Raw genomic sequence first — 12,245 nt, 5'->3', positions numbered from 1 at the left:
TATATGAATCACGTACTGCCACCAGATACTCAAGCAATTTTACTCTTGTGCGCTAGCTTCGGGCAAAATCGGCAAACAGAACCGCAGCCCCTAACACTTAGCGAATATAATTCTTTGGCTGGTTTGCTGCGCGAAAATCAGATGCGCCCAGCAGATTTGCTAACTCCAAATGGCTTAAACCTGTTACAAGAAATTCCGGCGAGTGGAATTGAATTTGACCGAGTTTCGGCGTTATTAGAACGAGGTGTAATGCTGAGTTTAGCTGTGGAAAAATGGACTAATCAAGGGCTGTGGATATTGGGAAGAAGCGACTCTCAATATCCCAAGCGCCTCAAGCAAATATTGAAACATTTAGCACCAGCAATTATCTATGGAATTGGCAACATAAAATTGCTATCTCAGGGAGGATTGGCTATTGTTGGTTCTCGGGATATTGATGAAGAAGGACTCGCTCGCACTCAGAGAATTGCACAGACTTGTGCCGAACAAGAAATGCAGGTAGTTTCCGGTGGCGCGCGCGGGGTAGATACGGCGGCAATGTTAAGCGCGCTGGAGGCCAAAGGAACGGCTGTTGGTGTGCTGGCTGACAGTTTGGCTAAAGCTGCTGTTGCTGGAAAATATCGCACTGGTATTAAAGAAGGCAGACTGACTTTAGTATCTGCTTGCGATCCGAATGCTAGTTTTAATGTTGGCAATGCGATGGGGCGAAATAAATATATTTATGCTTTAGCCGATCGCGCCCTTGTAGTCAGTTGTTCAGTCGGTACGGGCGGCACTTGGGCGGGTGCGGTGGAAGCGCTAGAAAGGATAAAAGATGTCCCGGTTTTTGTGCCGATAGATGATGCCGTACCAGAAGGCAATCGCCAACTGCTGAAACGGGGAGCACAACCTTGGCCATTTCCATTTATACCTCCTAGTTCATTAAGGGGAATTTTAAGGAAAATTAGGGGCGAATCTACATCAGAATTTGGCTCAATCGAAACTGAAAGAGAAACGAATTGTTATGAATCGGCTGATGCGAGGGAAAACCCACAACCACAAGGTTCGCTGTTAGAAATTGCAGCCGCAGTTACAGATGTGGAAGTGACACACTCATTAACATTGGATATTGCAGTAAATAGATCACTGTCAAACTCAGCATTGGAGATTGTATCCGCAAAAACAGAAGTGGAAGCACCAGCCTCGGAAGAAATATATGTTGCATCTAATGGAACTTCCGAAAATGCGATTCCCTACGAGAAAACACCTGCCGTCGAATTTCGTCCAAAAGATATTTACGAAGCAGTTTTACCCTTGATTCTCAGTAATTTAGAGCAACCGTTAGATGATAAATCTCTTGCGGAACTTCTGGATGTTCAAATAGGGCAAATGCGGCTATGGTTAAAAAGAGCCGTGGCAGAAGGTAAGGCGATCAAAACTAAGAATCCAGTGGCTTATGTAGCCCATCAAAAAGGAGCTTTATTATCTTTGCTTGATGAAAGTGCATAACCCACGGTGTCTCAAACTTCCGTGGGTAAATTCTTCAAATTTTCCATCTAAGATTTAAATTTTCAAATTAATTTACTCCTTAAAATTGGGGCGGTATTACTGAGGGAGCGGATAGCAATCTCAAGTCATAATTTGTATCGCCTTGAAATTGAGAAACGCGGACAAAATAACTCCCCGCAGGTAAAGGCCCATTGCTGACAATTGTTTCTGAAGCCGTGCCTAAATTGTTAGACGAAGCAATAAGATCGTCTAATCCAACTTCGCCGTTGCCGTTGAGATCTTGAATTAATTCAACATCAACATCTGCACTCAAGCCGTCAACAGTTACACTGAAAAGGCTGGGAGTATTGAGGATGAAACTGTAAATGTCGGCTGTTTCTGCATCTCCCACAAAATCGCTCGCAGTTTGAATTTCTGTGAGAATGCCCAGGCTTTTTGCTGCGTTCAAATTGTCTGCGGGATCGGGGAGAGTGCTCAACAATCCTTCTTGTTGACCGAATTGAATGTAATGGTCGATCGCACTTTTAACTGCGCCGCTTTGGACTGCGGCTGCTACCAGCGGATATTTTTCTAGATAAAAGCTGGGATCGAAGAAAACGCTGGCTTTGCGGTTTTCTAATTGACCGGCTTTGAAGTAGTGTTCAAAAGGGGTAAATTGATTTGTTTGGACTGCTGTCTGAACATCTGGGTTGCTTGCTAAATAGAAACCAACATCGAAGAAAGGGTTGGGGTTGCGTCGTTCAAATTGACCGAATCTAATAAAGTGATCGGCTGCTGAAAAGCCATTGAGTTTGGCTGATACCGCTACATCTGTATTGGTGTCTAAATAATAGCTGGCGTCGAACAGGGCATTCGGGTCGCGATTTTCAAATTTGCCAATTTTTCGGTAGTGATCGAAGGGACTCGATACCGTGCCTCTGGCAACTGCTACGGCGACATCTGGGTTGTTTTCGAGATAAAATTTGCTGTCGAACAGTGTTCTGAGGGTTAGCATTATTAAAAAAATCTCTCTGGACTTTAGTCTGGAAAGTGCACGATCGAGAATCCAGTTTACATCAAAGTTTTGTTTTGTGAGGATGTCTTAATTATGGCTAAATCTGGACTGATGGCAATGCTGCGCCGCGCTGCGAGTATTGCTCAGAAATCAAGGGAAACTGGCATTCCGGCTGATGAACTGCTGGGGATGCTGAGCGCTGGCATTCCCAATTCTGCCATATCTCGGCGCCGCTTGCTGCACGGGGGCTTAGCTGCTGCGGGGGCTGTGGCTGCTGCGACTTTTACCAGGGAGGGAGGGGGAGCTTTTGCTCAACAGGGCGGACGATCGCCCATTTTGGTTGTGGGTGCAGGGATTGCGGGTTTGACGGCGGCTTATCGCTTGCGCCAAGCGGGTGTGCGTGCCGATATAATCGAGGCAACTAACCGCGTGGGGGGGCGGATTCGCACTATTCCCAAGGTGGCTGGAACGCTGATTCCGGCGGATCTGGGGGGAGAATTTATTGACACCGGCCACACTAATTTAATCTCGCTGGCGACGGAATTGGGTTTGCGGGCGATCGACTTAGCCCAAGTGCAGAGTGGACTGGTGAAGGATACTTTTTTCTTTCAAGGGCGCCGCTTTTCTCTTGAGCAAATAATCGCGGAATTTGCGCCACTAGCGAGTAAAATTACTGCTGATTTGGAGGCGGTTGGCGATGAAATTAGCTATCAAGATTTTACAGAAGCAGCGGAAAGATTGGACAATCTTTCGATCGCTGAATATGTAGACCAAGCTGAGACTAGCACGATTGTCCGGCAGCTACTCCGCATTGCTTACACGACTGAATACGGTCGAGATCCTGAAGAACAGTCGGCGTTAAATCTGCTGTTTTTAATCGGTTCTGAACCTGGCAGTTTTGAATTGTACGGCAACAGCGATGAGCGTTATCAAATTGACGGCGGCAACAGTCAAATTATCAACCGTTTGGCGGGTCAATTGTCTGGTTCGATCGAGGCGGGGACGGTTTTGGAAGCGATTACTCTTTTGCCGGATGGCCGCTATCGGGTAAATTTGCGATCGGGACTAAGCGCGTTCGAGCGCACTTACGAGCGAGTTTTGTTAACTTTGCCGTTCAGCACTCTGCGAGACGTTAAAATTAACGTACCTTTGCCCCAACCAAAGCGCAGGGCGATCGAGCAGTTGGGTTACGGTACTAATTCTAAGTTAATTACCGGCTACCGCAGCCGAATTTGGCGGGAACCTTATCGATCGACGGCTTCTGTTTATAGCGATTTAGGATTCCAGAATACCTGGGAAGCTACGCCTTTTGCTCCTACTCCTAACGGTTTAGTTACTAATTTTACAGGAGGAAAGCAGGGTTTGTCGATCGGTGCCGGAACTCCCGAAGACCAAGCACAAAGATTTTTGAACCAATTTGAAAGAGTTTTTCCCGGAGTGAGAAATTTGCGATCGGGCAAAGCTGTGCGAGCTTATTGGCCGGGAGAACGCTTTTCTAAAGGTTCTTATTCCTGCTATTTAGTCGGACAGTGGACGCAAATGTACGGCGTTGAAGGCGAACGAGTTGGCAATTTATATTTTGCCGGAGAACACACTTCGCTGGAAAATCAAGGTTACATGGAAGGCGGTTGCGAAACTGGACAAAGGGCGGCTGTTGAAATTTTGCAAGACTTGGGTTTGATACCTTCTGCTGATGCTTTGAATGCTCGAACTGCGAGTAATTTGAACACTCGCCGTCCCAGCCGAAAAATTCCCGGAGCGCAGAATCTTAGGAATAGGAAGCCGAGTATTAGATAATCTCGCCAGGTGCGTATTTAATGCTTGTTCGCCGTTTTTCCTAGCCCGTGCATCTAATTCTTGTGGGGTGGGCTTCTAGCCCGCCCAAAAATACAATTTAGATGCCCAACAGCTTAAAGCCATTTTACTGATTGTGAACTACCCACACTAAATCGAAACGATTATAGTGTCGGCTTCTAACATCACGGAGGAATGCCTCAGAACAGACTTGCGTCCAATCTTTGGTCTTACTTCCCCTCCGTTAGCAAAAACGGCTGTTCCATCCGTCTGTAGTATCCTGATGCCTTCCGCTCTAATGTTTATTGCAGCATTACCATCACGGTCATGACGAGTACCGCAATTAGGACAAGTCCACTTCCTAATATCAAGCGGTAGCTTATCAATCTGGTAATAGCAATTAGAGCAGAGCTTGGAGCTGGGGAACCAACGGTCAATTTCAACCAACTTACCACCTTTTTTCTCTAGCTTGTAAGCTAGGAAATTGACAAATATTCCCCATCCCGCATCAGATATGGCTTTAGCTAAATTGTGATTGCATACCATGCCTTTGACATTAAGATTCTCTACTACGACAACTTGGTTTTCATTGACGAGCTTTCTCGAAAGCTTATGTAGAAAATCCTGACGGGATTTAGTTACCCGTTCGTACACTTTAGCTACAGTCTTTTTGGCTTTGTTCCTTGAATTACTTCCTTTCTGTTTTTTAGCTAGCTTTTGTTGCTTGCGTTTGAGGTTTTTCTCGTGTTTGGCTAGATGCTTGGGGCGATCATACTTGGAGACTTTGCAGCCATTGCTCGTAATAGCAAAGTGAGTCAATCCCAAGTCAATTCCAATTACTTTGCCTGCCGTTGAAACAGTTGGATTGTCGCCTTCACTCTCCGTCAATATTGAGGCAAAGTATTTCCCAGAAGGATCTAAGCTAACCGTTACGGTTTTGATTGTTCCTTCTATGTTCCTGTGCAACTTGGCTTTAACTTTGCCGACTTTGCCCGGAAACCGAACAAACCCATCAAGTACCTTGACATTTTGAGGATACTGAATCGATTGCTTATCATGCTTTGACTTGTAGCGCGGGAACCTAGCACGACCTGCAAAAAAGTTTTTATAGGCAGTTGTGAGGTTGAGCGTTGTTGCTTGCAAAACTTGGCTATAGCATTCAGACAACCAAAGTGTTTCTTCGGCTTTCTTGAGTTTGGGTAAAAAGGCATTGAGTGCTGACTGACCAAGGCTTTTACCCGTTTCTTTGTAAGTCTCAATTGACTTGTTTAGAGCATAGTTCCACCACCATCTGGCACAGCCAAAGTGCTGAGACAGTAGGGCTTGTTGCTCTAATGTTGGATCAAGTCGAACCTTGATGGCAGTATGCAGCATCTCATTACCTCCTTACTGTATTATACACATTCCAGTAAAACAGCGACACCGATAAAGATTTGGAGATTTCCGTACCTACAATCTCCCTGCCTTTCATCCCACCGCTAAACTGGGTACAGTTATAGCGGGGGACAACAGGAGCGAGGAGTTAAATCGGAACTTACCCCCTGCGGGGGTAGTTCTGGGGGCTGTATTCTTTTTCCCGTCTCGGTTTTAGCGACTTGACTGCCGACAAACCGTAGTCATGTATTTAAGATTTTCTCAATATTTAGGGCGAGAGTATTGTTCGAGGATGAATTTAAGCAAAAACCCAGCCACATAAGGGTTGTAAGAGATTGTATTTATGTAAAAGACTTGGAGGCTCCGGGCAAGTCTCACCTCGCAATGGTTTCAGACGGAACTTACCCCGTGTGCCGGTTAAGTTCCGTTAAATCAGTAAAATTACTGAGGTTTAAGATTTGTCATCTACCTTAAGATAGAAATCTTGAAGTTATCCGAGCATCATTAGGGAAGTACCACGGGAGCATCACCCATGCCAGGTGTCGCTGATGGACAAGAACGATGAGAATTGCCCCATCCGCTACAGGTAGTTTCCACCAAAGCACAATTTTTCCTACCCATAAGAAAAGATGAATCAATTGAAGCAGTCGGTAAAGCAGTTTTGGTTGATCGCAAACCCCTACTTCTTTTCCAGAGAAAAATGGGGAGCTAGGGGGTTGTTCGCCCTCGTAATGTTATTAATGCTAGGTTTCAATGCTGTGAGCATAGTCCAGAGCTATATTATGCGGGACTTGATGAATGCAGTCACGGGAAAGAATGTTTCAGACTTCTATAAGATGTGGCTGATGCTATTGGGTCTGTTTGCCATATTCACGCCCATTATGGTTTTCTTATTCTATTCGCAAAATGTACTGCAACTCTACTGGCGAAAGTGGCTAACGAATCACTTACTGAAGAAATATTTTAGCAATCAAGGTTTCTACAAAATTAAGTTCAATGATAAGGTTGATAATCCCGATCAGCGTTTAGCTGAAGACGTTAATTTGTTTGTCAAGCAAAATATTGATATTTGGGGATTATTATTCAACCAAGTTGTCACAATAATTTCTTTTCTCGGCGTTCTTTTTACAATTGACAAGGCACTGACTTTAGTTGTATTTATACTGGCTACTTTTAAAACTGTTTTCACTATCTTTATAGGTAAGAGATTAAGTAGATTAAAGTTCAATCAGTTACAACGAGAAGCAAATTTTCGCTATAGTTTGGTTCATCTTCGAGACCATAGTGAATCAATTGCATTTTACCGAGGTGAAGAGCGTGAATTTAGTGCAGTATCACAGCGATTTAATGAAGTTTTGAATAATTTTAGTAAAGTGATTTTCTTGCAGCGTAACCTTGGTTTCTTTACTCAAGGAACCGGGATGATATTTACAAATTTACCTATAGTTTTTTTAGCTCCTCGATACTTTGCGGGTCAGATAGACTTTGGGCAGGTAACGCAAGCTTCTGGAGCGTTTGTGTCTATTTTAAGTGCCCTGGGCTTTATTGCCGAGAATTTTGATATGCTAACTAACTTTACCACTCAGATTAATCGTTTAGGAACATTTGATCGGGTTCTGTCCGAGCAAATGGCAGCACCTCGAGCCGGCATGGCAACGATTGATGTTGTGGAACAGCACTATCTAGCCCTCGAAGGGGTTACCTTAGAGACGCCTAACTATGAGCGAATCTTAGTTAGAGATTTATCTTTCAAGGTGGGGCAGGGTGAAAGCGTCTTGATTGTTGGACCTTCTGGCGCTGGCAAGAGTTCGTTAATGCGAGCGATCGCAGGATTGTGGAATGCGGGTACGGGCTGCATTGTCCGTCCTAAACCGGAGGAAACGCTGTTTTTGCCCCAACGGCCTTATATGCTGCTAGGGGACTTACGCAGCCAATTGCTATATCCCAACACCAGCGGTCAAGTTACTGATGAAAAACTGCACGAAATACTCGAACAAGTCAATCTTTCCCATTTGCCAGAACGGGTAGGTGGATTTGATGTGGAATTGGAATGGGCTGATGTTTTGTCACTAGGAGAACAACAACGGTTAGCATTTGCACGCCTACTGCTGACTAAACCTCGCTACGCTATTTTGGATGAATCAACGAGTGCATTGGATGTGGCTAACGAGAGACGGCTCTATCAGTTGCTCAAAGAAACAGGAACTGCCTTTATCAGTGTCGGTCACCGTCCGACTTTGGTACAGTATCACGAGCAGGTCTTAAGGCTAGTTGGTAATACCAATTGGCATCTGATATCGGCTAAAGATTACAGCCCCGATCTCGCCGAGTTTGTTTGAAAAATGCAATTGCCGAACTGCAAGTAATGGTCTTTACCGTACCCGCCTCAAAATTCCAGGCGTGCGATCAGGTAGAACAGAGTAACTTTTGACCGTACCCGTCCATCACTTCCCTTTCAGGAGTTTTTCAATAGCGTCGCGTGTTGCCATAGCATTGACATCACTTGAAAGCAGTTGATGAAGACTCCAACGCACAGTATACTGATAGCGATCGCCCTGTTTGAAAAGATGTAGTGGAGAAAGCAGTTCTAGTTCTGCGTAATTTTCTTTAGCATCGCCATTGTTATACACTTCTACAGGAAATCCAGCACCGCCTACTGCCCCATCGGGGTATTCCCCATCCTGACAAGTTGCTTTTTCCATCATGGCTAAGCCATCTTTGACAGTTGCTACCACAACGACGGGGGTATCAGCACCAACCTTATAATTTTTTTTAGCAGAGACACAAACAGAGGGACGTAGCTGTAATAATTTCGGCGTAATTTGCACAATCGGTGGCTCATTCTCCGGAGGAACGAGCCAATGATAATTATTCTTATATGTACTCTGGGGATTGAGTGGTAAAAAGATGGCGTCGGGAGCTTCAATTTGAGTAACGTTCACAATCGGTAGGAGCAAAGGTTCTCCTTTCACTTTCTCCTTTCCTGCCCAAGAACAACACGATCAGTTCTAACTTTTTTTATCCTGAGTTGTCTTGAGTAACGACCATGACTTTACTTTACTTTCTAAAGTTTGATGTCTTATCATAGCACAATGCAGCGTGAGCGCGACGCGCCATACATATAGATATGCTAGCCTAAATTTTAGCTGCATTATATTGTAGAATTTATTTCATAAATTGCCGAAAAAAGCATGATTTATTTACATTTAACAGTAGCTTTATCCACTTTGCTAATGGCCCCGATTTCAGCTCGCGCTTTGATTGCATACTCTACAAATACAATTGCCCAAAACTCCGAAATTGACGAGCCATTTTGCTACATGAAAACCCCCGATGGCAAAACAGTAGACTTAGGCAAGTTATGCGAGAAACAGCCATCTTTAGGAACTTCCCAAACTTGCATTCCCGGTTCCAACATTGCTGCGAAAGTGTCTATTGCGGCGACTAATTATGACGGCAACTTTTTCAGCGGCCAAGTGCTTAATCAAGGCTGCAAAATAATCAAGAATGTCAAAGTCAATTATGAAGTTTTGGACGAGTTAGGCAATTTAATTGACAACGGATTTATCTACGCTGAACCAGTTACTCTTGCACCCGGACAGTCAGCCGTCTTTCGGGGCCAAGTTGTCGCGGGGTCTAAAGTACAGGCTACTCATGCCGACGGTCAAGAATGATTTTAGATTTTAGATTTTAGATTTTAGATTGAAGAATTGGACAATGAACTCCACAGATGAATCCGTGACCTTTGTATCCCGGATGCTTTCGGTGAAGAATGATTGTTGAGATTTGTCCGATCGCTGTTATCATATTCTGGCTCCGATATCTCTATGACTTACGCAGAGATCCCCCTAAATCCCCCTTCAAAAGGGGGACTTGCAATAATAATCTTGTATCCGCCTTATTAAGGGGGGTTAGGGGGGATCGAAGTTTGAATATTCTTGCAGAGATTCCCAAAAACAGAATTTGCGAGGGCAAAATATCTTGAAAACTCGATCGACATACTGGCAAATCTTACCCTACCTCCGTCCCCAAAAACAAACGATCGGTAAAGCATTAGCTTGTACTGTAGTATTTACCATATTTTGGCCAATTATAGCGTGGCTAGTTGGCGAAACAGCCAAATTTATAGGAAAAGGAGATTTACAAGGGTTCGCTCAAATTGCTGCACTCAGCGCCATTATATTTCTACTTCGCGGTACAGCCCAGTACGGTCAAGATACGCTGATGGCAAAAGCTGCTTTGACTATTGCTTTAGAAATTCGCAAAAAAGTCTACTCCCACCTGCAAAAACTCAATATCGGCTACTTTGAAACCGCCAAAACTGGAGACTTATCCTACCGCCTCACCGAAGACATTGACCGCATTGGCGAAGTAGTAAATAAATTTTTTCATCAGTTTATCCCTTGTGTTTTGCAGCTAATTGCCGTCCTGGGATATATGATTTATCTCAACTGGCAATTAACCTTGGGTGCATTAATTATTGCACCGCTGATGGCTATTTTAATTGGATGGTTTGGTGAAAGACTACTAAGTTACTCGCGGCAAAGTCAAAATCGTATTTCTGATTTATCCGCTTTGCTGACAGAAGTATTCAGCGGCATTCGTTTAATCAAAGCATTTGTGGCTGAAGACTACGAAATTGCCCGCTTTGCAGAAGAAGCAGAACAAAACCGTCGCGCTAAGTATCTGTCAGAAAGAGTAAAAGCACTTCAGTTCGTTGTAGTTGGCTTTCTGGAAGCGATGAGCGTGATTTTGCTTTTTTTCCTGGGAGGTTGGCAAATTTCTCAAGGAAATCTCACAGGTACTCAATTTATCAGTTATATCGCAGGAGTAGCACTGTTAATTGACCCGATCGCTATTACAACTGCTAATTACGGAGATTTTAAGCAGGGAGAAGCTTCTAGCGATCGCATTTTTGAATTATTAGCAATTCAACCCGCTGTAGTCGAAAAATCGGGTGCAATTGAACTTCCCCATGTTACTGGCAAAGTCGAATACCGCAACATTAATTTTGCCTATAACTCAGAGACGCCCATCCTGCAAAACATGAGTTTGTTGGTGCTTCCCGGAGAAATGATTGCTCTCGTGGGTGCATCGGGTGCGGGTAAAACTACTTTAGTAAACTTGTTACCGAGATTTTACGATCCGCAAGCGGGACAGATTTTAATTGACGGTATTGATATTCAAGATGTCACCTTAAATACTCTGCGGAGGCAAATCGGAATTGTACCGCAAGAAACGATTTTATTTTCCGGTACAATTGCTCAAAATATCGCTTTCGGTCAATCTTATTATCAACTGAAAGATGTTCAAAAAGCTGCGGAGATTGCTAACGCTCATCAATTCATTAGTGAGTTTCCTGACGGCTATCAAACTTGGGTAGGAGAAAGGGGTGTAAATTTATCTGGGGGACAAAAACAAAGAATTGCGATCGCCCGTGCAGTTTTGCTTAATCCGAGAATATTGATTTTGGATGAAGCTACATCGGCGCTGGATTCGGAATCCGAAGGTTTAGTGCAAGAGGCCCTGGAAAGATTGATGCGCGATCGCACGGTATTTATTATCGCTCACCGCTTGGCTACTGTGCGGAGAGCCGATCGCATTTTAGTTTTGGAAAAAGGCAGAATTGTCGAATCTGGCACGCACGAGGAGTTGCTGGAAAAGGGCGATCGCTATGCTGGCTACTACGCTCAGCAATTTAGTCAGTAGGCTACGTTAGAAACCGGGTTTTTAGCTGTTTTTGCTGGCTTCAACGAAGTATTGTCGAAAAAACCCGGTTTCTGACTACTCGTGGGTAAGTCCTATCATCGTATTTTATCATCTGCGTTCCCCGAACTCAACCTGACGGTTGAACAGGTTTTCAGATATATCCAAAGGGAAAAATAGCATTCTTTTGGGAATGCGATCACCTATGATTATGATGCCAAAACATCACTCAGGATGACAACAGATAGATTTGGAACATTACGAAATCCATTGTCATTGGTGATAAACAGCGTACAGCCTTCAGTGATGGCTGTCGCAGCATGAATAGAATCAGGGGTTTTGAGATGGGTATTAGCCCTTAAATTAGCTGCCGTTCTCAGTACAGATTGAGTGATGGGAACTAGCTGTATATCTGAGGATAATAAAAGTTGTTCGTAGTCACTGACTAAGATAGTGTTAGCATTTTTTAGAGGGAAAACTAAGGTTTCCAGTAACGTCAATTCACTGGTCATGAGTTCAATTTCACCTGTTTGAAACTTCAGCCACAAGGGTTGAAGAAGCGAATAGTAATTCGAGTTAGCTTCAACGGTGTAAATAATGACTTGTGTATCCAAGTAAATTGTAGAAGAGGTTGGTAGGTTTAGTTGTCCCATGAGTTTCTTTCTTCTTCTAGTTCCCGGTCAATTTCTTCAACAGTTCTGGAAACATGACGGCTGCGGATTTCTGTCAACAATGCCAACACTTTACGTCGCCCACCTTGAGGCTTTTCTGGTATAATCACAAACACTTCAACCTCTTCACCCACAGATCCAGGCGGCACTTGAATTTCCAGTTTATTTCCTGCAAGAACTTTGGTTGTAATCCGTATTGCTGACTGCATACTTCCTCC

Annotated in this window: 10 protein-coding genes; 5 read left to right on the top strand and 5 right to left on the bottom strand. The window is 44.0% G+C overall.

What is annotated here, in order from left to right; all coding sequences use genetic code 11:
• The first annotated feature begins 3 nt into the window (after positions 1 to 3).
• Positions 4 to 1,488, top strand: coding sequence for a DNA-processing protein DprA (locus tag QT979_RS05555; protein ID WP_333308559.1), 1,485 nt, complete (start codon positions 4 to 6; stop codon positions 1,486 to 1,488).
• A 79-nt stretch (positions 1,489 to 1,567) separates the two neighbouring features.
• Here QT979_RS05555 and QT979_RS05550 read toward each other — a convergent pair whose 3' ends face one another.
• Positions 1,568 to 2,482 (bottom strand): calcium-binding protein, encoded by a 915-nt coding sequence (locus QT979_RS05550; protein ID WP_333308557.1) that lies wholly within the window; start codon positions 2,480 to 2,482, stop codon positions 1,568 to 1,570.
• 93 nt (positions 2,483 to 2,575) lie between these two features.
• On the opposite strand from QT979_RS05550, the gene QT979_RS05545 reads away from it, so the two are divergent.
• Complete coding sequence (locus QT979_RS05545; protein WP_333308555.1) at positions 2,576 to 4,279, top strand: NAD(P)/FAD-dependent oxidoreductase; 1,704 nt, start codon at positions 2,576 to 2,578, stop codon at positions 4,277 to 4,279.
• A 147-nt stretch (positions 4,280 to 4,426) separates the two neighbouring features.
• Here the strand turns inward: QT979_RS05545 and QT979_RS05540 are convergent, their stop codons facing one another.
• Positions 4,427 to 5,650 (bottom strand): RNA-guided endonuclease TnpB family protein, encoded by a 1,224-nt coding sequence (locus QT979_RS05540; protein WP_333308553.1) that lies wholly within the window; start codon positions 5,648 to 5,650, stop codon positions 4,427 to 4,429.
• A 629-nt stretch (positions 5,651 to 6,279) separates the two neighbouring features.
• On the opposite strand from QT979_RS05540, the gene QT979_RS05535 reads away from it, so the two are divergent.
• A complete protein-coding gene (locus QT979_RS05535; protein ID WP_333308551.1) occupies positions 6,280 to 7,989 on the top strand; it encodes an ABC transporter ATP-binding protein/permease in 1,710 nt (569 codons plus the stop codon).
• A 105-nt stretch (positions 7,990 to 8,094) separates the two neighbouring features.
• Here the strand turns inward: QT979_RS05535 and QT979_RS05530 are convergent, their stop codons facing one another.
• A complete protein-coding gene (locus QT979_RS05530; RefSeq protein ID WP_333308549.1) occupies positions 8,095 to 8,622 on the bottom strand; it encodes a hypothetical protein in 528 nt (175 codons plus the stop codon).
• Positions 8,623 to 8,841: 219 nt separating this feature from the next.
• Here QT979_RS05530 and QT979_RS05525 point away from each other — a divergent pair, with 219 nt between their 5' ends.
• A complete protein-coding gene (locus QT979_RS05525) occupies positions 8,842 to 9,324 on the top strand; it encodes an FxLYD domain-containing protein (protein WP_333308547.1) in 483 nt (160 codons plus the stop codon).
• A gap of 307 nt (positions 9,325 to 9,631) precedes the next feature.
• Complete coding sequence (locus QT979_RS05520; protein WP_333308545.1) at positions 9,632 to 11,359, top strand: ABC transporter ATP-binding protein; 1,728 nt, start codon at positions 9,632 to 9,634, stop codon at positions 11,357 to 11,359.
• A gap of 206 nt (positions 11,360 to 11,565) precedes the next feature.
• Here QT979_RS05520 and QT979_RS05515 read toward each other — a convergent pair whose 3' ends face one another.
• On the bottom strand, positions 11,566 to 12,009 hold the full coding sequence (locus tag QT979_RS05515; RefSeq protein WP_333308543.1) for a PIN domain-containing protein: 444 nt from the start codon (positions 12,007 to 12,009) through the stop codon (positions 11,566 to 11,568).
• Complete coding sequence (locus QT979_RS05510) at positions 11,997 to 12,236, bottom strand: hypothetical protein (RefSeq protein ID WP_333211010.1); 240 nt, start codon at positions 12,234 to 12,236, stop codon at positions 11,997 to 11,999. Before QT979_RS05510 ends, QT979_RS05515 begins: the two co-directional genes overlap by 13 nt.
• Positions 12,237 to 12,245 lie beyond the last annotated feature (9 nt).

The sequence above is a fragment of the Microcoleus sp. w2-18bC1 genome (assembly GCF_036700365.1).
In the GTDB taxonomy this organism is placed as follows: domain Bacteria; phylum Cyanobacteriota; class Cyanobacteriia; order Cyanobacteriales; family Microcoleaceae; genus Microcoleus.
This window is presented reverse-complemented; position numbering and strand designations above follow the sequence as displayed.

Excerpts from the sequence above, each read along its gene's own strand:
- QT979_RS05555 (WP_333308559.1), top strand. The coding sequence starts at position 4 with ATGAATCACGTACTGCCACCAGATACTCAAGCAATTTTACTCTTGTGC.
- QT979_RS05550 (WP_333308557.1), bottom strand. The coding sequence starts at position 2,482 with ATGCTAACCCTCAGAACACTGTTCGACAGCAAATTTTATCTCGAAAAC.
- QT979_RS05545 (WP_333308555.1), top strand. The coding sequence starts at position 2,576 with ATGGCTAAATCTGGACTGATGGCAATGCTGCGCCGCGCTGCGAGTATT.
- QT979_RS05540 (WP_333308553.1), bottom strand. The coding sequence starts at position 5,650 with ATGCTGCATACTGCCATCAAGGTTCGACTTGATCCAACATTAGAGCAA.
- QT979_RS05535 (WP_333308551.1), top strand. The coding sequence starts at position 6,280 with ATGAATCAATTGAAGCAGTCGGTAAAGCAGTTTTGGTTGATCGCAAAC.
- QT979_RS05525 (WP_333308547.1), top strand. The coding sequence starts at position 8,842 with ATGATTTATTTACATTTAACAGTAGCTTTATCCACTTTGCTAATGGCC.
- QT979_RS05515 (WP_333308543.1), bottom strand. The coding sequence starts at position 12,009 with ATGGGACAACTAAACCTACCAACCTCTTCTACAATTTACTTGGATACA.
- QT979_RS05510 (WP_333211010.1), bottom strand. The coding sequence starts at position 12,236 with ATGCAGTCAGCAATACGGATTACAACCAAAGTTCTTGCAGGAAATAAA.